At 64.6% G+C, this 19638-nt stretch carries 21 protein-coding genes; 16 read left to right on the top strand and 5 right to left on the bottom strand.

What is annotated here, in order from left to right:
* Nucleotides 1–69: 69 nt before the first annotated feature.
* The 4 genes from AB7532_RS02930 (at nucleotide 70) to AB7532_RS02915 (ending at nucleotide 3123) form a co-directional block, all read left to right on the top strand.
* Complete coding sequence (locus tag AB7532_RS02930; protein WP_441233338.1) at nucleotides 70–1044, top strand: hypothetical protein; 975 nt, start codon at nucleotides 70–72, stop codon at nucleotides 1042–1044.
* A gap of 3 nt (nucleotides 1045–1047) precedes the next feature.
* Nucleotides 1048–1215 (top strand): hypothetical protein, encoded by a 168-nt coding sequence (locus AB7532_RS02925; RefSeq protein ID WP_441233337.1) that lies wholly within the window; start codon nucleotides 1048–1050, stop codon nucleotides 1213–1215.
* 190 nt (nucleotides 1216–1405) lie between these two features.
* Complete coding sequence (locus tag AB7532_RS02920) at nucleotides 1406–1999, top strand: L,D-transpeptidase (protein WP_441233336.1); 594 nt, start codon at nucleotides 1406–1408, stop codon at nucleotides 1997–1999.
* Between the two features lie 86 nt (nucleotides 2000–2085).
* Nucleotides 2086–3123 (top strand): amino acid ABC transporter substrate-binding protein, encoded by a 1038-nt coding sequence (locus AB7532_RS02915; protein ID WP_441239177.1) that lies wholly within the window; start codon nucleotides 2086–2088, stop codon nucleotides 3121–3123.
* A 275-nt stretch (nucleotides 3124–3398) separates the two neighbouring features.
* Here AB7532_RS02915 and AB7532_RS02910 read toward each other — a convergent pair whose 3' ends face one another.
* Together AB7532_RS02910 and AB7532_RS02905 are read right to left on the bottom strand one after the other, a co-directional pair.
* A complete protein-coding gene (locus AB7532_RS02910) occupies nucleotides 3399–4538 on the bottom strand; it encodes an acyl-CoA dehydrogenase family protein (RefSeq protein ID WP_441233335.1) in 1140 nt (379 codons plus the stop codon).
* A 153-nt stretch (nucleotides 4539–4691) separates the two neighbouring features.
* Complete coding sequence (locus AB7532_RS02905) at nucleotides 4692–5891, bottom strand: acyl-CoA dehydrogenase family protein (RefSeq protein ID WP_441233334.1); 1200 nt, start codon at nucleotides 5889–5891, stop codon at nucleotides 4692–4694.
* Between the two features lie 138 nt (nucleotides 5892–6029).
* Here AB7532_RS02905 and AB7532_RS02900 point away from each other — a divergent pair, with 138 nt between their 5' ends.
* Nucleotides 6030–6575, top strand: a complete 546-nt coding sequence (locus AB7532_RS02900) for a carboxymuconolactone decarboxylase family protein (protein ID WP_441233333.1) — start codon at nucleotides 6030–6032, stop codon at nucleotides 6573–6575.
* A gap of 89 nt (nucleotides 6576–6664) precedes the next feature.
* On the top strand, nucleotides 6665–7159 hold the full coding sequence (locus AB7532_RS02895) for a VOC family protein (protein WP_441233332.1): 495 nt from the start codon (nucleotides 6665–6667) through the stop codon (nucleotides 7157–7159).
* Nucleotides 7160–7386: 227 nt separating this feature from the next.
* On the opposite strand, the gene AB7532_RS02890 is transcribed toward AB7532_RS02895, so the two are convergent.
* Together AB7532_RS02890 and AB7532_RS02885 are read right to left on the bottom strand one after the other, a co-directional pair.
* The gene (locus AB7532_RS02890; RefSeq protein WP_441233331.1) at nucleotides 7387–8622 is read right to left on the bottom strand and encodes an MFS transporter; all 1236 of its coding nucleotides are present in this window, start codon (nucleotides 8620–8622) and stop codon (nucleotides 7387–7389) included.
* Nucleotides 8623–8798: 176 nt separating this feature from the next.
* Nucleotides 8799–10046, bottom strand: a complete 1248-nt coding sequence (locus tag AB7532_RS02885) for an MFS transporter (protein WP_441233330.1) — start codon at nucleotides 10044–10046, stop codon at nucleotides 8799–8801.
* 185 nt (nucleotides 10047–10231) lie between these two features.
* Between AB7532_RS02885 and AB7532_RS02880 the strand changes: the two genes are divergently transcribed.
* On the top strand, nucleotides 10232–12301 hold the full coding sequence (locus AB7532_RS02880) for a prolyl oligopeptidase family serine peptidase (protein ID WP_441233329.1): 2070 nt from the start codon (nucleotides 10232–10234) through the stop codon (nucleotides 12299–12301).
* A 178-nt stretch (nucleotides 12302–12479) separates the two neighbouring features.
* Here AB7532_RS02880 and AB7532_RS02875 read toward each other — a convergent pair whose 3' ends face one another.
* Nucleotides 12480–13151, bottom strand: coding sequence for a DUF938 domain-containing protein (locus AB7532_RS02875; RefSeq protein ID WP_441233328.1), 672 nt, complete (start codon nucleotides 13149–13151; stop codon nucleotides 12480–12482).
* A 261-nt stretch (nucleotides 13152–13412) separates the two neighbouring features.
* On the opposite strand from AB7532_RS02875, the gene soxX reads away from it, so the two are divergent.
* From soxX to AB7532_RS02830, 9 genes are all read left to right on the top strand, one after another.
* A complete protein-coding gene (soxX, locus tag AB7532_RS02870; RefSeq protein ID WP_441233327.1) occupies nucleotides 13413–13769 on the top strand; it encodes a sulfur oxidation c-type cytochrome SoxX in 357 nt (118 codons plus the stop codon).
* A 30-nt stretch (nucleotides 13770–13799) separates the two neighbouring features.
* Nucleotides 13800–14285 (top strand): thiosulfate oxidation carrier protein SoxY, encoded by a 486-nt coding sequence (gene soxY / locus AB7532_RS02865; protein WP_441233326.1) that lies wholly within the window; start codon nucleotides 13800–13802, stop codon nucleotides 14283–14285.
* A gap of 17 nt (nucleotides 14286–14302) precedes the next feature.
* On the top strand, nucleotides 14303–14614 hold the full coding sequence (soxZ, locus tag AB7532_RS02860) for a thiosulfate oxidation carrier complex protein SoxZ (RefSeq protein WP_441233325.1): 312 nt from the start codon (nucleotides 14303–14305) through the stop codon (nucleotides 14612–14614).
* Nucleotides 14614–15477 carry a sulfur oxidation c-type cytochrome SoxA gene (soxA, locus tag AB7532_RS02855; RefSeq protein ID WP_441233324.1) on the top strand — a complete coding sequence of 288 codons (864 nt, stop codon included), beginning with the start codon at nucleotides 14614–14616 and terminating at the stop codon, nucleotides 15475–15477. Before soxZ ends, soxA begins: the two co-directional genes overlap by 1 nt.
* Nucleotides 15474–15791: a hypothetical protein gene (locus tag AB7532_RS02850; RefSeq protein ID WP_441233323.1), complete on the top strand. Its 318-nt coding sequence runs from the start codon at nucleotides 15474–15476 to the stop codon at nucleotides 15789–15791. Before soxA ends, AB7532_RS02850 begins: the two co-directional genes overlap by 4 nt.
* Nucleotides 15792–15843: 52 nt before the next feature.
* Complete coding sequence (gene soxB / locus AB7532_RS02845) at nucleotides 15844–17595, top strand: thiosulfohydrolase SoxB (protein WP_441233322.1); 1752 nt, start codon at nucleotides 15844–15846, stop codon at nucleotides 17593–17595.
* Entirely contained in the window at nucleotides 17592–18050 is a 459-nt protein-coding gene (locus tag AB7532_RS02840) for a DsrE family protein (RefSeq protein WP_441233321.1), read from the top strand. Before soxB ends, AB7532_RS02840 begins: the two co-directional genes overlap by 4 nt.
* A gap of 270 nt (nucleotides 18051–18320) precedes the next feature.
* Complete coding sequence (locus AB7532_RS02835; protein ID WP_441233320.1) at nucleotides 18321–19358, top strand: MBL fold metallo-hydrolase; 1038 nt, start codon at nucleotides 18321–18323, stop codon at nucleotides 19356–19358.
* A gap of 88 nt (nucleotides 19359–19446) precedes the next feature.
* Entirely contained in the window at nucleotides 19447–19632 is a 186-nt protein-coding gene (locus AB7532_RS02830) for a hypothetical protein (protein ID WP_441233319.1), read from the top strand.
* The last annotated feature ends 6 nt before the right edge of the window (nucleotides 19633–19638 follow it).

Genomic DNA, 19638 nt, shown 5'->3' with positions numbered 1-19638 from the left:
TCGCCCTTGTTGCTTGACTCCACGGACCCGTCCGTGGAGTTTCGCGCGCGACGGAATCAGCCAGCCGCAATGGACGACGCGACCACCAGCACCGACATTCGCCTTCGTGAAGGCGCCTCGATCGCGCAGCGGCTGGTCATGTCCGCCTTCGCGGCGGCCGTCGCGCTGTGCTTCACGCCAGGCCTGTTCACCCACGAGACCCTGGAAATCATCATCTCCGTGGTCGCGCTGCTGGTGGGTGCGGGATTTGTCGGCGGCATCATGCTGGCGCCGGCGGTGGTGTGGATCATCACAGCGAACGAGATTTTGATCGGGCGGCAAAGCCCGTTCGGAAAGCTCCGCACGCGGATCGTCGCCAAGGACGACATCACGGGATTGCAGGTTCCCGGCAGCAAGCGGGTGAAGGCCCGCTTTCAACTCGTCTTCACGCTTGTCTCGGGGGAACGCCTGACCTCCCCGCCGATCTCGGACGTCACCCATGTTCGCGACACCGTGGCCCGGATCGCTGCGCAGTTCGAGGTTCCCAATGTCGAGGAGCCCGTCAATCCACTCGATGCCAGCAATCCCGAGATGCATCTCGGCGAGCCGCTCGAGGCGTTTTCGGTGCGGGACATCCGCATCGTGTCGCTGATCGCCGTCGCGTTGTCCGCCGTGCCCTACGCGTACAAGCTCTGGCGCGGGTGGCCGCCCACGCATGTCGATATCCTGCTGTTGCCGCTTGGCGTGATTGCGGCGTTCGCCGTGCACCGCTACGCGAACCTCGTGACCGGCGCCTTCTGGATCATCCGCGAGGGCGATATCCGCGTCGAGCGCCTGTGGGGCGACGGCACGCCGCGCGCGGACCATATCGCGGGGCAAGACGTCAAGACGATCACCGTTGATCGCCGCGGCCGGTCCGAGGACGAGCATTGCATCGTCACGATCCGAACGCGCACCGGGCGACGGTTTCGCAGCCCCCGCATCGGCTCGCGGGTGGAGGCCCGCGCGGTGGGGACGGAGATCGTCCGGCGGCTCGGGATCGCGGCGGAGAGCAACAAGATTTAGGCGATGACTGCCTACACCGTCATGGCCGGGCTTGTCCCGGCCATCCACGCCTTGACACGCCGTACGAAGAACGTGGATGCCCGGGCCTTCGCCGCGACGAAGCGGCTTCGGCCGCGCAGGCGGGACAAGCCCGGGCATGACGGCATCTGGGATTGCGGATTCGATCACTAATGCCCGGCCGGGATGTCGCCAACACTGCTTTTCGCGCCATCCCCTGTTTGTGGCATTGCGGGAGGCCCGTCAAAAAACCAAAGCATTCTCGTGACATATCGTCTAAGGGTGCCATCAACTTGCCATGAACATGCCCCTGAGATTTGATGGTTCCGAATGATTTGCGCTGTGGCAGCGGGGAGAGCTTGAAATGACGGATTATCGTCGCCTGACCGGGGCGTTCCTCACGGTCCTGAGCCTGGCTCTGACCACCTCATACGCCGCCGCCCAGCAGCCCGACCGCGGCGATGAGCCCGGCCTGGTCGCTGACGACGCCTTCGAGCTCGATCCGGAATGGCAGAAGCAGGTGGTCTACTTCCGCACCACTGAAGCGCCCGGCACGCTCATCATCTCGACCGCCGAACGGCATCTCTATCTGGTCCAGCCCGGCGGCCGCGCGATCCGCTACGGCATCGGCGTCGGCCGCGATGGTTTTCAGTGGCAGGGGCTCGTGAACATCACCAACAAGAAGGAGTGGCCGGACTGGACGCCGCCGCCGGAGATGATCCAGCGCCAGCCCTATCTGCCGCGCTTCATGGCCGGCGGCCCCGGCAACCCGCTCGGCGCCCGCGCCATGTATCTCGGCACCACCGTCTATCGGATCCACGGCACCAACCGTCCGGACACGATCGGCACCAAGGTGTCCTCCGGCTGCTTCCGGCTGGTCAACCGCGACGTCGCCGATCTCTATGATCGCGTTCCGGTCGGCACCAAGGTGGTCATCCGGCAGAAGCCCGAGCTCTAAGGCTTATCGTTCGAGCATGGTCGCGCCGACCATGCTCCTCGCCTTCCTCCCAATTCCTTTTCCCGATTTTTCGAGAGAGCAACATGATGCGCACATTTCGAGGCGGCCTGCTGATCGGGCTCGCGGTCGCCGTGCTGGTCGCCGTTCTGGCCATCATCTATGAATTCTACGACACCCGCACATTGAAGCGCACGGTTCGCCGCGGCGAGGTGCTGTGCGGCGTCAACAAGGGCCTGCCGGGCTTCTCGATTCCCGACGACAAGGGCAATTGGACCGGCTTCGACGTCGATTTCTGCCGCGCGGTGGCGTCGGCGATCTTCAACGATCCGGGCAAGGCGAAGTTCGTCCCGCTCGACGCCGGCGAGCGCTTCAAGGAATTGCAGAGCCGCAAGGTGGACATCCTCTCGCGCAACTCGACCTGGAGCATGGCGCGCGAGCTCGACTACGACCTCTATTTCCCCGCCGTCGCCTATTACGACGGCGCAGGCTTCATGCTGCCGCGCTCGCGCAACAAGGAGACCTCGCTGGATCTCAACGGCAGCAAGGTCTGCGTGCAGGCCGGCACCACCACGGCGCTCAACGTCGCCGACTATTTCAAAGCCAACAACATGAAGTATGACGAGGTGAAGTTCGACAAGCTGGACGACGTGGTGAAGGCCTACGACACCGGCAAGTGCGACACGCTCTCCGCCGACGTCTCCCAGCTCTATGCGCTCAGGCTGAACCTCTCGAAGCCCGGCGACCACATGATCCTGCCTGACATGATCTCCAAGGAGCCGCTCGCCCCCGTCGTGCGCCAGCGCGACGACGACTGGATGATGATCGTGAAGTGGACGCTCTACGCCATGATCAACGCCGAAGAGCTCGGCGTCACCTCGGAGAACATCGACGAGGCGTTGAAGTCGAAGAAGCCGGAAGTGATGCGGCTGGTCGGCACCGAGGGAAATTACGGCGAACAGCTCGGCCTCACCAAGGACTGGGTCGTCCGCATCATCCGCCACGTCGGCAATTACGGCGAAATGTACGAGCGCAACATCGGCGAGAAGTCGAAGCTGAAGATCCCGCGCGGCATGAACCAGCTGTGGAACGCGGGCGGCGTGCAGTATGCGCCGCCGATAAGGTAACGAGCGGTATCTCCGCCGTCGCCGTCATTGCGAGGAGCGAAGCGACGAAGCAATCCAGAATCCCCCCGCGGTGACAGTCTGGATTGCTTCGCTTCGCTCGCAATGACGAGCCTGGGGGACGGGCTTCCCACACTCTCAACTGTCATCGCCCGGCTTGACCGGGCGATCCAGCATTCCAGAGACGTCAGTTGTGTACGGATAGGCCGCGGCGTACCGGATCGCCCGCTTTCGCGGGCGATGACACCGCATGCGAGGCGCGCACCGCGCTCCTCGCCTCAATACCCCCGCGCCCGCGCCAGCTGCTCGGTGTGGTAGCTGGCGTCGCCGAACAATTCCTCGCACACCCGTGCGCGCTTCATGAAGAAGCCGATGTCGAACTGGTCGGTCATGCCCATGCCGCCGTGCATCTGCACGCCTTCCTGCACCGCGCGGGTGGCGGTGGTGCCGGCGCGGGCCTTTGCCACGGCGACGGCTGAGGCGGCCTTGGCAACATCGCCATCCAGCGCCTGAAGCGCCTTCATCGTGGCGGCGCGGGTGATCTCGATGTCGACGTAGAGTTCGGCGGCACGGTGCTGCAGCGCCTGGAATTCGCCGATCAGCTTGCCGAACTGCTTTCTGTTCTTGAGGTACTCGACCGTGCGGTTGAAGACCTCCTCGCTCAAGCCCACCATTTCGGCAGCGACCGCGCCGCGGCCGATATCGAGCACGCCGTCGAGCAGCGCTGCACCCTGATCGACCTCGCCGAGCACGCTGTCGGCATTGACCTCGACATTGGCGAGCTCGATCCGCGCGGCGTTGTGCGCATCGACCATGATGGTGCGTTCGATCGCAACGCCCTTGGCCTTGGGGTTGACCAGGAACAGCGTCAGGCCGTCACGCTCGCCGGCTGAACCTGCCGTGCGCGCGGCGACGATAAAGAGATCGGCGACATGGCCGTCGACCACCAGCGCCTTGGCGCCGGACAGTTTAAAGCCGTTGCCGGCGCGTACGGCCTGCAAGTTCGTCTGGAGCGGGCGATGCTTGGCGCCCTCGTCGATGGCGAGCGTCGCGAGCAGCGAGCCGTTGGAGATCTTCGGCAGGAACTCCGACTTCTGCGCGGCGTTGCCGCCGCGGTTCAGTGCGGAGGCTGCAACCACGCTGGTGGCGAGAAAGGGCGACGGCATCAAGGTGCGGCCGATCTCTTCCATCACGACGCCTGCTTCCATGAAGCCGAGGCCGCTGCCACCGAACTCTTCCGGCACCAGCAGGCCGGCAAAGCCCATCTCGGCGAAGGAATGCCACAGCTCCTTGGAGAAGCCGGTCGGGTCCTTGTTATCGCGCAGGGATCGCAGGTGCGACACCGGCGCCTTGTCGCTGATCAGTCCGCGCGCGCTGTCGCGGAGCATCGATTGTTCTTCGGTGAGGACGAGGGCCATGGTCGTGTTTCCGGTTCGAAAATCCATTTGTGTCGTCCCATTCCGGGATGGCCCGCAGGGCCCGGCCCGGAATCCATAACCACGATCGGGAGTATGGATTCCGGGCTCGCCGCTATCGCGGCGCCCCGGAATGACGGGTGGTGAGAGTGCTGCTCACGCCCCCGGCAGATCCAGGATGCGCTTGGCGACGATGCCGAGCATCACCTCCGTCGTGCCGCCCTCGATCGAGTTGGCCTTGGTGCGCAGCCAGGCGCGCGGGCGCGCGCCTTGCTTCGAGCGCTCGCTCTCCCATTCCAGCGCATCGACACCGCCGGCCGACATCAGGATCTCGTAGCGGCGCTTGTTGAGCTCGGTGCCGTAGTACTTCATCGCGGACGAGAACGCCGGATGGGCCTGGCCCGCCTTGGCGAGGTCGACCGCGCGCTCGGCACAGGCCCCAAGCGCGGCCTCGTCGACGTCGAAGCTGGCGATCTTGCCGCGCAGCATGGAATCATCGAGCCGCCCCAGCGTATCCGAACCGACCGAGTCGGCCGCGATCTGGCCGAGCGGACGGCCGACGCCGCGCTCGCCCATGCCCGAGATCATCGCGCGCTCGTGCTGAAGCAGATATTTGGCGACGTCCCAGCCGCGGTTGACGGTGCCGACCACATGCGATTTCGGGACGCGCACGCCGTCGAAGAAGGTCTCGCAGAACGGCGAATAGCCGGAGATGAGAAGGATCGGCTTGGTCGTCACGCCCTTCGAAGTCATGTCGAACAGGATGAAGCTGATGCCGTCGTGCTTCTTCGCGGCCGAGTCGGTGCGGACGAGACAAAAGATCCAGTCGGCGTAATTGGCGTAGGACGTCCAGATCTTCGACCCCGTGATGACGAAATCGTCGCCGTCGCTTTCGGCGCGGGTCTGGAGCGAGGCGAGATCGGAGCCGGCGTTCGGCTCGGAATAGCCCTGGCACCAGCGAATGAGCCCTGCTGCGATCTTCGGCAGATGCTCTTTCTTCTGGGCCTCGTTGCCGTACTTCAACAGCGCCGGTCCGAGCATCCAGATGCCGAAGCTCGACAGCGGCGGACGCGCGCCGATCTTTGCCATCTCCGTGCGCAGCACCTTGTGCTCGGCGGCGCTCAGGCCGCCACCACCATATTCCGTCGGCCAGTCCGGCACGGTCCAGCCCTTGTCGCGCATGCGCTCGAACCAGATGCGCTGCGGCTCGGAAGCGAATTTGGTATTGCGTCCGCCCCAGAACACGTCGGCATCCGATGTCGCGGGCTTGCGCATCTCCGGCGGGCAATTGGCCTCCAGCCAGGCGCGCGTCTCGCTGCGGAATGTTTCGAGATCGGCGGTCTCTGTGTCGCTCATGGTCGTTTCCATCAATCATAACAGACTTGTTGGCCGCGACTCTGGGCCATCGCCCCGTGGAATTCAACCACTTCCGTGACGCTGCATTCGGCTATAGTCGCCGTCACGACGGTGCTTGAAAACAAAGAGGAAACGAGAATGCGCCTGAAACTTCTTTCGCCTGGCGAAATGAACGAGAGCCAGCGGCAGACCTATGACGAGTCGATTGCCGGCAAGCGCGGCAAGCCGCCGGCGCCGATGATGGCCTGGCTCAACAGCCCCGACATGGCCCGTCACGCCACGCGGCTCGGCGAAGTCCTGCGCTACGACACGATCTTTCCGGCAAAGCTTTCGGAGATCGCGATCCTGGTGACGGCGCGGCACTGGACCGCGCATTACGAATGGTACGCGCATAAGCGCCTCGCGCTTGCCGGCGGCATGGACCCTGAGATCATCGACGCGATCCGCGACCGCCGCACGCCCGAATTCGACGACCCCAAGGGCAAGATGATCTACGACCTCGCAAAGTCGCTGCATGAGGGACACGGCGTCGAGAAGGGTCTCTATGATGCGGCGGTGAAGCTGCTCGGCGAGCGCGGCGTGGTCGAGGTGATCGGGCTGTGCGGCTATTACACAATGGTGTCGATGACGCTGAACACCTTCGAGTTCGAGCTGCCCGAGGGCGAGGTGCCGGAGCTGTCTTGATCGCACATTCGGAAACGATGGGTTTCGGGATAGGGCCGTAGCGCTGTCCCGAAGCTCGGCTTAAGTGGAGTTCATCAGGGAGCACCACCATGTCGGACAACAAAGCCGTCGCCGCCGGCACCAGGATCGGCCACGTCCACCTCAAGGTCGCCGACCTCGATCGCGCACTCGGTTTCTATTGCGGTGTGCTCGGCTTCGAGCTGATGCAGCGGATGGGTTCGGGCGCGGCCTTCATCTCGGCCGGCGGCTATCATCACCACATCGGGCTCAACACCTGGGAGAGCAAAGGCGGCTCGCCGCCGCCGCCGGGCACCACGGGCCTCTTCCACACCGCGATCCTCTATCCGACGCGACCGGCGCTGGCGGATGCGGTGCACCGCGTGCTCACGGCCGGCATCGTACTGGACGGCGCCAGCGACCACGGCGTCAGCGAGGCGCTGTATCTGCGCGATCCCGACGAGAATGGCGTGGAGCTGTATTGGGACAAGCCGCGAGAGCAGTGGCCGTTCGGGCCGGATGGCAAGCTTTCGATGTTCACGAAGCGGCTGGATGTCGAGGGGTTGCTGAAGCAGCGGGAGGGGTGATCTCCGCTCTCGCCTCGTCATTGCGAGGAGCACTTGCGACGAAGCAATCCAGAATCTTTCCGCGGAGGCAGTCCTGGATTGCTTCGCTGCGCTCGCAATGACGGAGTATGTGGAAACGGCGTCGCGTTTTAAGCAGGTGCCGTAGGGTGGGCAAAGCGAAGCGTGCCCACGCATCCTCGCGATTTAGAGACAGATGGTGGGCACGGCGCTTCGCGCCTTTGCCCACCCTACGAGAGCTTCGCCCGCGGCACCCCGCGCACCATGATCAGCGCAGCCGCTGCCACCTCCAGCGCTATGCAGAGATAGAACGGCAGCGAATACCCGCCGGACCAATCGCGCAAGGCCCCGACGACGCCGGGGCCGAACGCATACGTCACCTGGTTGATCGCGGTGTTCAAACTGATCAGCACGCCGAACGAGGCGGAGTCGAACTCCTGCTGCACGATCAGCGATGGCAGCGTGATGAGGTTGCCGACCGAGAAGCCGAACACCGCGCAGGCCGCGATCAACGCATAGTCGTTGTGAATGTTGATGACGACACACAGCGCCGCAGCCTGGCTGAGGAACGACAGTGCAGACGCGAGCCGCTGGTTGAGGCGGTCGATCACCATCGAGAACAGCACGCGGCCGATCACTGCCATGGCGGTCAGCACCGCGACTGCCACCGCGGCGCGCTCGCGGCCGATCACGGGATCGAGGAACGAGATCAGGTGCACGATGAAGCCGACCTGCGCGAACAGCACCAGCGCGAACGCAATGGTCACCGTGAGAAAGCCGACATCGCGCAGCGCCCAGGCGCGGATCTCGCTCGATGATTGCGGTTTTGTCTTTGCTGCCGCCTTCCAGCCGTGGAGATCGGGCGGCCGTCCCACCAGCAGCAGGATCACCGGCAACAGCAGCACCAGCATGGCGCCGGCAGCCGCATACATCGCGCTGGCAAAGCCGACGTGACCGATCAAGGTCACCAGCAGCGGCACGCCGACGATGCCGCCGAAGCTGGCGCCGTTGAGCGCGAGGCTGATCGCCATGCCGCGCTTCTGGTCGAACCACAGACTGATCGTGTTGGTGATCATGGCAAGGCTGGTGCCGGCCCAGCCGAAAGCGAGCACGGCATCCGCGAGATAAAGCTGCCAGGGCTCGCGCACCGCGCCGATCGCAACCGCGGCGGCCGCCATCGCCAGCGTACCTGATATCAGGCAGATGCGCGGGCCGTATTTCCGCACAGCCTCGCCGACGAAGACCACCAGCAGCGCGCCGAACAGATAGAAGAACGTCGTGCCGGAGGAAATCAGCGAGGCCGGCCAGCCCCGCGCGCGCTGCAGCTCGGCGACATAGACGCTCTGGCCGTAGAAGCCGAGCCCCCAGCCGAAGGTCGCGAGCAGGAAGCAGACGGCGACGATGCGCCAGCCTTCGTAACGGAGGGAGGATTCGTCGATGGTGGGGTGTTGAGGATTATCGAGCATCGCCGCCTACTCCGTCATGCGCGGGCCTGTCCCGGGCATCCACGTTCTTCGATCCGAACACCTAAGACGTGGATGGCCGGGACAAGCCCGGCCATGACGACATCTAATAAACCCTCACCTGAAAATCACTTCGACAGAGATCGAAGTATCAACGTTGCTGACAGCCTCTTGCCAATTCACATCGCATCCGGGAACTCGCCCATCGCGGCCTCGAGTCGCGCCCTGCGGCGGCGGGCCCAGGACGCCAGCGAGAGCACGGCGAGACCCAACACCACCGGCGGGAACACCACCATGTTGACCGCAGACCAGCCGTAATTCGCCAGCAACTGGCCGGAGGAGAACGAGCCGATCGCCATCATGCCGAACACGAGGAAATCGTTGAAGGCCTGCACCTTGTTGCGCTCCTGCGGCCGGTGCGTCTCCAGCACCAGCGCGGACGCGCCGATGAAGGAGAAATTCCACCCCACACCCAGCACGATCAGCGTCGCCCAGAAGTGCATCGCGGTGAGGCCGGAGAGGCCGATGCAGGCGGCGACGGCCTCCAGCAGCAAACCTGCGGCGACGATGGCCGGCGCACCGAAGCGTGCGATCAGCGCGCCGGTGAAGAAGCTCGGCCCGTACATGGCAACGATGTGCCATTGAATGCCGAAATTGGAATCGGACACGCTGAGGCCGCACATCTTCATGGCGAGCGGCGCCGAGGTCATCACTAGATTCATCATGGGATAGGAGATGACGCCGCACAGCGCCGCCGCGATGAAGCGCGGCCGGGTCACGATCTCGAGCAGCGGCCGGCCGCCATGCAGATCGGCTGGCGCAGGCTTCGGCATATCGACACCGACGACGATGCCCATCGCGACCAGCGCGACGGCAGCCTGCACCAGGAAGCTGAAGGCGAACAAATAAGGCGACCAGACGTCCATGGTCCATTGCACGAGCTGCGGACCGAGCACGCCGGCGAACACGCCGCCCGCCATCACCCACGACACGGCTTTCGGCCGGTAGGCTGCGCTGGCGCCATCGGCCGCCGCGAAGCGATAGGATTGCGCCACCGCGCCGTAGAGGCCGCCGAGAAAGGTGGCGACGCAGAACAGTGCGAACGAGGCGTGCAGGATCGCGAACGAGCCGAGCACGCCGGTGAGAACGCCACAGCAGGTCCCAATGACGAAGGCCCAGCGGCGGCCGAAGCGGCGCGAGATCGCGCCGGTCGGCAGCGTGCCCGCGGCAAGCCCGACGACATACATCGACAGCGGCACCGTCGCGAGCGACATGTCGGGCGCGAGCGTGGCGCCGACGATCGAGCCTGTCGCGAAGATCACCGCCGAATTGGCGCCAGTCAGCGCCTGGGCCGCCGCAAGGCGCACCACATTGGCGCGCACGCGTGCGTCGTCGGCGATCTCGTTGGCTGTCGTCACGTCCAGCATCGGCATTTCCGCCCGAAAGGCTTGGTTGATTCCCGGCACTATGGCGGGGGGCGGGAAAGCGGGCAACCGGCGCAAACGGGCGCAGGCCATGCCGCTGACGCAATCGGGCGGATGATACCGGTCCGCGCTCTTGACGGCTTGCGCGCGATCAAATCCTATCGCCGCGCTTTCAAGGAGTTTCGTTCATGTCCGTCGACGACAGGCCCACGCTCAGCGCTCCCGACGACGATCCCTGGCTCCGGCTGGAAGAGATCGAAGGCACGCAGGCGCTCGATTTCGTCGAACGGCAGAATCAACTGACGCTGCAAGCATTCGGCGGGGCGGCCTACGAGCGCGACCGCGATATCCTCGCGGCGATCTACGATCGCCCCGACAACATCCCGTATGTCAGCCGGCGCGGCAATGATCTTCACAATCTCTGGAAGGATGCCACCCACCCGCGCGGCCTGTGGCGGCGGACGACGCTCACGGAGTTTCGCAAAGCCGATCCCGCGTGGGAGGTCATGCTGGACATCGACAAGCTCGCAGCGGACGAAGGCGAGGACTGGCTGCTGAGCGGGATCGGCACGATGCCCGGCAGCTCGCGCGCGATCTTGAGTCTGTCGCGCGGCGGCAGCGACGCCGTGACGCTGCGGGAATTCGACCTCGCCACGAAGAGTTTTGTCGCGGACGGCTTTACGCTGCCGGAGGCCAAAGGCGGCGCCGACTGGCTCGATGCCGACACGCTGCTGCTGTCGAGCGCGCATGGCGAGGGCATGGCCACGAGCTCGGGCTATGCGCGAACCGCGCGCCTGTGGCGGCGCGGCCAGAATGTCGATCAGGCCGAGATGATCGCCGAGACAACGGCCGATCACATGGCGATCTATGGCGGCGTTGACGACACCGGCGCGACACCACGGATATGGATCGTCGACCAGATCGATTTCTTCAATCACGCGATCTCGCTGCGTGACGCGGCGGGCACGACGACGAAGCTTGATCTGCCGACCGGAATCTGGATGCAGGCCCATGGCGACTGGTTCGCGATGAAGCTGCGCCGGGACTGGACGGTCGAGGGGCGGACCTATGCCACCGACACCGTGCTCGGCATGTCGCTCTCGGCCTTCCTCGCCGGCAGCCGCGATTTCATCGTCCTGTTCGAACCCGGGCCGCGGCAAGCCCTGCAAGGTCTGTTCTGGACGGCGGGAAAGCTGGTGCTGTCGATCCTCGACGAGCTCCAGCCGCGTTTCGAGATCTGCACGCCCTCCGCCAGCGGCTGGAGCCGCGAGACCCTTGGCGGCCTGCCTGAGATCGGCGTCGTCGATGTCTGGCCGCTCGATCGTCATGCCTCCGAGAGCAACGGCGATCTCCTCGCCAATGTGCAGGATCCGCTCACGCCGCCGTCGATGCTGCTGATCGAGCGCGGGGTCGCAAGCCCGACCGTGCTGAAGCAGGCGCCGAAAACATTCACCGCCGACGGCCTCGTGGTGACGCAGCACGAAGCCATCTCTGTTGACGGCGAGCGCATTCCGTATGTGCAGACCGGCCCCGCAGGCGAGACCGGCGATGCGCCGGTCTATATGAGCGCCTATGGCGGCTTCGCTCATGCGGTGAAGCCTTATTACAACCCCTCGCTCGGCAAGCTGTGGCTGGAGCGCGGCGGCACCACGGTGCAGGCGAATTTGCGTGGCGGCGGCGAGTTCGGCACGCGCTGGCACGACGCCGGCCGGCTCGCCGGCAAGAAACTCTCGCATGACGATTTCGCGGCGGTCGCCGCCGATCTCGTCCGCCGCGGCGTGACCCGCGCAAAGCGCATCGCCGCGCAAGGCGGATCGAACGGCGGCATCCTCATCACCAACATGCTGGTGCGCTATCCCGAGCGCTTCGGCGCGCTGTTCTGCACCATCCCGCTGATCGACATGCGCCGCTACACCAAGCTGCTCGCGGGCGCGAGCTGGATCGCTGAATATGGCGATCCCGACAAGCCGGAAGAGTGGGAGTGGCTGCAGACCTACTCGGCCTATCACAACGTCAAGGCCGGCCAGCCCTATCCCCCGATCCTGATCGCGACGACGCGGCGCGACGATCGCGTCCATCCCGGTCACGCGCGCAAGATGGCGGCAAAGCTCCAGGCGATGGGCTACGAGGCCTGGTTCTACGAACCGGAAGCCGGCGGCCACGGCTACGGCAAGGACAACCGGGAACGCGCCGGCTTCGAGGTGATCGGCTTCCGGTTCCTGAAGGAGAAGATCGGGTGGGGAGATGGTGAGGCCTGACGGGCAGTTGATTGAATCAACGCTAGCCCAGGGGATGGTGCACCTCTCCCGCTTGCGGGAGAGGTCGGCGCACTGCGCCGGGTGAGGGTTCTCTCCTCTTGGGGACTATCCCATTGCGGAGATACCCTCTCCCCAACCCTCCCCCGCAGGCGGGGAGGGAGCGCACCGCCTTCGTGGCTCAGCGCGAGAACACCAGCGTCAGATTATTCGCCGGCATCTCGATCGTATCGACCAGGCGAAGTGCCACGCCGCGCGCGAGGATCTCGACGTCGCTGATATCGCGCACGCCCCAATCGGGATTGCCTTCCCGCAAGGAGGTGTCGAACACCGCGTTGCTGAGCGCGGTGTGCTTGCCGTCGCGTTTGAACGGGCCGTAGAGGAACAGCTTGCCGTCGGCGCGCAGATAACGGCCGGCGCCGGCGAACAGGCCCTCGGCCACGCTCCATGGCGCGATGTGGATGACATTGGCGCAGAACACGGCAGCGAGACTCGTCGGCGCCTGCTCGCTCTTCATCTCCGGGCACCAGTCGGGATCGGTGAGATCGATCCGCAAGGGCGAGCGGACGTTGTGCAGGCCCGAATGAACGCGCCAGGCCTCGATGCTCTTGAGATGCCGCTGGTTGAGGTCGCTCGGCCACCAGATCAGGCCGGGCGTATGGCGGGCGAAATGAACGACGTGCTGGCCGGTTCCGCTGCCGAGCTCGACCACGTTGCCGGTGGTGCCGGCGAGATGCTTGTCCAGTGCCGCCCAGAGCGGCTCGTGATTGCGATGGAATGCCGGCGCATCGAGCCGTCCGTCCGACTCGACCCGTCCGCCGTCCCTGCCAAATTCGACGACATATTCAGCCAATTGAGGTCCCCTTGAAAAACGAGAACGCGGTAAAAAACAGCACGAGCGCCCAAACGCCCTGAAAACAGCCGGCCCGCGCCCATTGTCTTTGCGCTCGGGCCCGAATCCGTCGAACAAATAATCTCTTTAGTTGCAATGCGGAAGATATTAACGCCATTTTGCCGCGTGCATAGTCTCGATTGTCAGGCCGTACCCTTTGTGCTTTGGAACGCTTATATTTCTGCAAACGAGATCATCGACATAACGCCTCGGAATGACGCCTTGACCGCCTTTCCACGGACGCCCGTCCTGACCATCCTGCTGGCCATCGCCGCCGGCCTTGCTGCAAGCCCCGTGCAGGCACAATCCGCCGTGGCCGACGGCCGGAAGCTCGCCTTCGACCGCGGCAAGGGCAATTGCCTGACCTGCCATGTCATCAAGGGCGGCGACCTGCCCGGGACGATCGGCCCGGAGCTGAAGGACATCAAATCAAAATACCCTGATCGCAACGAGCTGGTCGCGATCATCTTCGACGAGACCACGCGCAATCCGCAGACCATGATGCCGCCGTTCGGCCGGAACCGGATTTTGACCGAACAGGAGATCAGCGCGATCGTTGATTTCCTGCAAACCCTGTGACGTCAGGCACGCCTGTGCAGGAGATTTAAGATGACGACGACCACCGGCCCTGTTCCGACGCGGCGCCTGATCCTTCAGGGCGCGGCCTCGGTCGCGCTGCTCGGCCTCGGCAATTTGCCGTTGGCTCCCGCGCGCGCGGCGGCGAACGACAAATATCCGGAAGAGGCGTTCAAGCTGAAGAACGAGGCGGACGCGATCAAGGCGCTCTACGGCAAGACCGCCGAGCCGTCCGACAAGGTCAAGCTGGACGCGCCGGAGATCGCCGAGAATGGCGGCGTGGTGCCGATCTCGGTGACGACAACGCTCGACAAGGTCAGTTCGATCTCGTTCTTCGTGGCCGAGAACCCGAATGCGCTGGCGGCGTCCTACAAGATTCCTGACGACACGGTTCCGAGCGTTGCCAACCGCCTGAAAATGGCCAAGACCAGCAACGTGGTCGCGATCGTGGAAGCCGACGGCAAGCTCTACAGCGCGACCAAAGAGGTCAAGGTCACTGTCGGCGGCTGCGGCGGCTAAGGGCGAGGGAGAGACAGATGGCATCCAGCATTCGCGTACGCGCCACCGCCAACGGCGACATCACCGAGGTGCAGACGCTGATCCAGCACCCCATGGACACCGGTCTGGTCAAGGATTCCAAAGGCGAGCTGATCCCTGCACACTACATCCAGCAGCTGACGTTCGAATGTAACGGCAAGGACGTCTTCGTCGCCAATTGGGGCACGGCGGTTTCCAAGGATCCTTACGTCAAGTTCAGCTTCAAGGGCGCCAAGAAGGGCGACGAGCTCAAGATTTCCTGGACCGACAACAAGGGTGGCTCGGACACGACCACCGCGAAGATCGCGTGATGAAGACCCGCTCCGCCCTCCTGCTTGGCGCGTTGAGTGCAGCGCTCGTCGCGTTCGCACTGACATCCCCGCGCGTGATCGCCGCCGACAAGGTCGATCCCGTCGCCGATGCGAAGGCGTTCCAGAACTTCTTCTTCCAGAAGTTTCCCGACGTGAAGCACGAGGACTTCGTCAACGGTCCCTACTCCATGAACGCGGACATGAAGCGGCAGTGGCAGGAGAAGGAAGAATTCCCGCCCTACGAGTTCGCGCTCGATGCCGGCAAGGAGATGTTTTCTACGCCGTTCAAGAACGGCAAGACTTATGCCGATTGCTTCCCGAACGGCGGCATCGGCATTCGTCAGGACTATCCCTACTTCGATATGAAGGAAGGTAAGGTCGTCACGCTGGAGCTCGCGCTCAACCGTTGCCGCGAGGCCAATGGCGAGGCGCCCTATTCCTACGTCAAGGACGAGATGGCCTCGCTGACCGCCTACATGGCCTACACCTCGCGCGGCAAGCCGATGGACATCAAGATTCCCGACGATCCCCGCGCGCTCGCAGCGTTCGAGAACGGCAAGCGCTATTTCTACACCCGGCGCGGCCAGATGAATTTCTCCTGCGCGAGCTGCCATGTGCAGAGCCCGGGCGAGCGCATCCGCGCCGAAATCCTGGCGCCGGCACTCGGCATTGTGAACGCGATGCCGATCTACCGCTCCGAATGGAGCGGCATGGGCACGACCAGCCGCCGCTTCGTCACCTGCAACAGCCAGACCCGTGCGGTTCCGCTGGAGCCGCAGGCGGATGAATATCGCGACGTCGAATATTTCCTCTCCTACGTCGCCAACGGCCTGCCGATATCAGGACCGGGAGCGCGGCCATGAAGCGGTCACTTCCCCTGGCCATTCTGCTCGCCCTGCTGCTTGCCCTTGGCCTCGCGCCGGCAGCGCGCGCGGCCAGTGAGGCGGACTACAAGGCGGCCTATGCGGCTGCGGAGGCCGCCGCCAAGGAGGCCGCCGGCATGCGCAACCAGTGGACCGTGACCGTATCTGCGCTGGCGGCAGCGAAGAAGGCGGCCGATGGCGGCGATTTCGACCGCGCCGCGGCCGCCGCGAGAGAGGCCGAGGCACTGGCCAAGGCTTCGATTGTCCAGGCCACGTCCGAAAAAGAGGCGTGGAAGGCCATGGAAATCCGCTAGACTGAGCCTTGCTGGAACAGCCGAGCGATCATTGAGGGGCGGAGAATTCGAGATGGCGATCCGCCGCCGCGATTTCCTGAAGAGTACAGTCGTTGCTGCCGCATCGCTCAGCCTGCCGCGGCTTGCGCGCGGCGCCGACACCGCGAGCATTTACGACCTCGAACGCTTCGGCAATGCGCGCATCCTGCACACCACCGACACGCATGCGCAGCTCAATCCGGTCTATATCCGCGAGCCCAGCGTCAATATCGGCATCGGCGAGATGGCGGGCCGGCCGCCGCATCTGGTCGGCCGCGCCTTCCTCGAACGTTTCGGCATCCGCCCCGACAGCGCCGACGCCTACGCTTTCAGCTGTTTCGAGTTCGAGAAATCCGCTGGCCGCTTCGGCAAGCTCGGCGGCTTCGCCCACCTCAAGACGCTGATCGACCGCCTGCGCAGCGATGCCGGCGAGAAGCATTCCGTGCTGGTCGACGGCGGCGACCTCTGGCAGGGCACCGGACTCGCCAACATCATGCAAGGCCGCGACATGGTCGAGGTCGCCAATCTGCTCGGCATCGAAGCGATGACCGGACATTGGGAATTCACCTATGGCGAGCAGGCGCTGCGCGAGAATCTCGCGCGCTTCAAGGGCGAGTTCCTGGCGCAGAACGTTTTCCTGACCGAGGAAGCCGCGTTCAACGACGCTCCCGCCTTCGACAAGGCCACAGGGCGCGCGTTCAAACCGTCCATGATCAAGGAGATCGGCGGCCATCGCGTCGCGATCATCGGCCAGGCCTTTCCCTACGTGCCGATCGCGCATCCCAAACGCTTCACGCCGGACTGGACCTTCGGCATTCGCGAGGAAGAGCTCCAGAAGCATGTCGATGCCTTGCGCAGCGCCGAGAAGGTCGATGCGGTCATCCTGCTGTCGCATAACGGCATGGACGTCGACCTCAAGCTCGCGAGCCGCGTCACCGGCATCGACGTCATCCTCGGCGGCCACACCCATGACGCCGTTCCGCAGCCCATTCCCGTCAAGAACGCCGGCGGCACGACACTCGTCACCAATGCCGGTTCCAACGGGAAATTCCTTGCCGTGCTCGATCTCGCGATCGACAAGGGCAAGCTCAGCGACGTCAGATATCATCTGCTGCCGGTCTATTCCGAGTTGCTGAAGCCGGACCCGGCGATGGCCGAGCTGATCGGCCGGCTGCGCGCGCCTGTTGTCACCGACTGGTCGGAGAGGATCGCAACGCCAGACCGCCTGCTGTATCGGCGCGACAATTTCGCCGGCCCCGTCGACGAGCTGATCTGCACCGCGCTGCGCACCGAGCTCGATGCCGAGATCGCGTTGTCGCCCGGCTTCCGCTGGGGCGTCACCGCGCTGTCGGGCCAGCCGCTGACGATGGAGGATGTGCTCGCGGAAACCGCGATCACCTATCCCGAAACCTATGTGCAGGAGATGACCGGCGCGCAGATCAAGGACGTGCTGGAAGACATCTGCGACAATCTCTTCAACGCCGATCCCTATTACCAGCAGGGCGGCGACATGGTGCGCGCCGGTGGGCTCAGCTACGTTTGCAGCCCCACAAACGCGATCGGCAGCCGCATCTCCGAGCTCAAGCTCGCCAACGGCAAGGCACTCGGCGCCGGCAGGCACTACAAGGTCACGGGCTGGGCCTCGGTCAACGGCCAGCAGGGCGCGCCGGTGTGGGATGTCGTCGCCAGATATCTGCGCTCGGGCCGGATGTTTCAGGAACGGCTCGGCACCGGCGTGACCCTGAAGGGCGTCGACGGCAATCCGGGCATCGTAGGACAGGGATGATGCGCTCGCAGATCTTTTCCGCGCTGCTGCTGGCGCTGCTCGCGGGCTCTGCGCTGCCGCCGGCTTTTGCGCAGCAGGTGCCACTCCAGGACAAGCCGTTCGCCGAGCACAAGATCGTGCTCCAGCTCTCCGACGGCGACGTAAAGAAGCAGGCGCTGGTGCTCAGCGTCGCCAACAATCTCTTGAAGGCCTACGATCCCGACAAGGTCGCGATCGAGGTGGTGGCCTTTGGTCCCGGCATCGATCTGCTGCTGTCCGGCAGCGAGCGCCGCAAGCAGGTCGAAAGCCTGATCGCACAGGGCGTGCGTTTCGACATCTGTCTCAACACGGTCGATACGATCGAGCGCGAGACCGGGAAGCGGCCGGAGTTCATCCCGGCGGCGACGCCGGTGCAGGTGGGCGTCGGGCAGATCCTGTTCCTGGCGGAGAACGGGTACACGCTGGTGCGGCCGTAGAGAGGCTAGGGCGGCACGCCGCCGCGACACACTCAGTGTCATTCCCCGCGCAGGCGGGGAATCCAGTACGCCGCGGCCCCCCCCCCCGATTTCACGAACGTCTCTGGAATACTGGATCGCCCGGTCAAGCCGGGCGATGACAGCGCGGGTGGAACGGACGCACCCGCAATAAAAATCTTCTAAATTCTACTCTCCACACAGTGAATTGCTTCTCTTTCTGACCCCCAGCGTAGTAGAATCCTCGACATCAGTTCCACGCCGGGTCTTGCCATGATCTTCCGCCAGCTCTTCGACAGCGTTTCGGGCACCTACAGCTATGTCCTGGCCAGCCGCCCCGGCGGCGAGGCGCTGATCCTCGATCCCGTGCTGGAAAAGGTCGACCGCTACTGCCAGCTGCTGCGCGAGCTCGATCTCAAGCTGGTCAAGGCCGTGGACACCCATCTGCACGCCGACCACGTCACCGGCCTCGGCGAGCTGCGCGACCGCACCCATTGCATGACCGTGATGGGCGACCAGACCAAGGCGGATGTGGTGGCGATGCGGGTCGCCGACGGCGACAAGGTGACGATCGAGGGCCTGTCGCTCGACGTCATGTACACGCCCGGCCACACCGACGATTCCTATTCCTATCTGATGGGCGACCGGGTCTTCACCGGCGATACGCTTCTGATCCGCGGCACCGGCCGTACCGACTTCCAGAACGGCTCGTCGCGCGCGCAATACGAATCGATCTTCAATCGCCTGCTGAAGCTGCCGGACGAGACGATGGTATTCCCGGCGCATGACTACAAGGGCGACACCGTCTCCACCATCGGCGAGGAGAAGCGCTACAATCCGAGGCTCCAGGTGCGCTCGGTCGACGAATATATCGAGCTGATGTCCAATCTGAAGCTGCCCAATCCGAAGATGATGGACGTGGCGGTGCCCGCCAACATGCGCGTCGGCCTGCATCAGGAGGAGCTGGAGAAAGAGGGCCGCGCGCTCAGCGCGGTCGAGGCGATGCGCTCGCTCGGCCGGCCCGACATCCTTCTGGTCGACCTGCGCGAGACCAATGAGCGGATGAAGCACGGCATGCTCGAGGGCGCGCTGCACACGCCCTATCCCTCCGTGGAGGAGAGCCTCAAAGCCGGCGGCATGCTGCGCGAGGTCGCGGCCGCCACGGGGCGCCGCGTCGTGTTCTTCTGTGCTTTCGGCGAGCGCTCGGCGATGGCTGTTGCGGCTGCGAAGGACGCGGGACTGTCCAACACCGCCCATATCGCGGGTGGCATCGACGCCTGGAAGAAGGCGGGCGGGCCTGTCGTGCACTGACGGCCCGCGCGGCACCCTTGCGATAAGTCAGCAACTGCACATATTTTCCGGATAGAAGCGGATGACGCATCACCATCCGGGACCAGCCATGGCCAAGACCGGCAAACCGAGCGAACCACCCAAGATCCAACCGTCCAAGACGGGACCGTCCAAGACGGCCGGGGAGACGGCAAAGCAGCCTCCGCCTCCGCGCGAGATCGACGACGATGACGAGGATGGCGATTTCGTTTCGCCGAAGCGTGACCGCTACGGGAGTGACGACGAGCCGTTGTGAGAGGTA

Origin of the sequence: Bradyrhizobium sp. 930_D9_N1_4 (genome assembly GCF_052076015.1) — a bacterium.
Lineage (GTDB): Bacteria > Pseudomonadota > Alphaproteobacteria > Rhizobiales > Xanthobacteraceae > Bradyrhizobium.
This window is presented reverse-complemented; position numbering and strand designations above follow the sequence as displayed.

What these genes read in the sequence shown, in the direction of transcription:
- AB7532_RS02830 (WP_441233319.1), top strand. Translation starts at nt 19,447, where the DNA reads ATGGCCAAGACCGGCAAACCGAGCGAACCACCCAAGATCCAACCGTCC.
- AB7532_RS02905 (WP_441233334.1), bottom strand. Translation starts at nt 5,891, where the DNA reads ATGAGCGACACAGAGACCGCCGATCTCGAAACATTCCGCAGCGAGACG.
- AB7532_RS02835 (WP_441233320.1), top strand. Translation starts at nt 18,321, where the DNA reads ATGATCTTCCGCCAGCTCTTCGACAGCGTTTCGGGCACCTACAGCTAT.
- soxY (WP_441233326.1), top strand. Translation starts at nt 13,800, where the DNA reads ATGACGACGACCACCGGCCCTGTTCCGACGCGGCGCCTGATCCTTCAG.
- soxA (WP_441233324.1), top strand. Translation starts at nt 14,614, where the DNA reads ATGAAGACCCGCTCCGCCCTCCTGCTTGGCGCGTTGAGTGCAGCGCTC.
- soxZ (WP_441233325.1), top strand. Translation starts at nt 14,303, where the DNA reads ATGGCATCCAGCATTCGCGTACGCGCCACCGCCAACGGCGACATCACC.
- AB7532_RS02930 (WP_441233338.1), top strand. Translation starts at nt 70, where the DNA reads ATGGACGACGCGACCACCAGCACCGACATTCGCCTTCGTGAAGGCGCC.
- AB7532_RS02920 (WP_441233336.1), top strand. Translation starts at nt 1,406, where the DNA reads ATGACGGATTATCGTCGCCTGACCGGGGCGTTCCTCACGGTCCTGAGC.
- AB7532_RS02890 (WP_441233331.1), bottom strand. Translation starts at nt 8,622, where the DNA reads ATGCTCGATAATCCTCAACACCCCACCATCGACGAATCCTCCCTCCGT.
- AB7532_RS02840 (WP_441233321.1), top strand. Translation starts at nt 17,592, where the DNA reads ATGATGCGCTCGCAGATCTTTTCCGCGCTGCTGCTGGCGCTGCTCGCG.
- AB7532_RS02850 (WP_441233323.1), top strand. Translation starts at nt 15,474, where the DNA reads ATGAAGCGGTCACTTCCCCTGGCCATTCTGCTCGCCCTGCTGCTTGCC.
- AB7532_RS02895 (WP_441233332.1), top strand. Translation starts at nt 6,665, where the DNA reads ATGTCGGACAACAAAGCCGTCGCCGCCGGCACCAGGATCGGCCACGTC.
- AB7532_RS02885 (WP_441233330.1), bottom strand. Translation starts at nt 10,046, where the DNA reads ATGCTGGACGTGACGACAGCCAACGAGATCGCCGACGACGCACGCGTG.
- AB7532_RS02915 (WP_441239177.1), top strand. Translation starts at nt 2,086, where the DNA reads ATGCGCACATTTCGAGGCGGCCTGCTGATCGGGCTCGCGGTCGCCGTG.
- soxB (WP_441233322.1), top strand. Translation starts at nt 15,844, where the DNA reads ATGGCGATCCGCCGCCGCGATTTCCTGAAGAGTACAGTCGTTGCTGCC.
- AB7532_RS02925 (WP_441233337.1), top strand. Translation starts at nt 1,048, where the DNA reads ATGACTGCCTACACCGTCATGGCCGGGCTTGTCCCGGCCATCCACGCC.
- AB7532_RS02880 (WP_441233329.1), top strand. Translation starts at nt 10,232, where the DNA reads ATGTCCGTCGACGACAGGCCCACGCTCAGCGCTCCCGACGACGATCCC.
- AB7532_RS02900 (WP_441233333.1), top strand. Translation starts at nt 6,030, where the DNA reads ATGCGCCTGAAACTTCTTTCGCCTGGCGAAATGAACGAGAGCCAGCGG.
- AB7532_RS02910 (WP_441233335.1), bottom strand. Translation starts at nt 4,538, where the DNA reads ATGGCCCTCGTCCTCACCGAAGAACAATCGATGCTCCGCGACAGCGCG.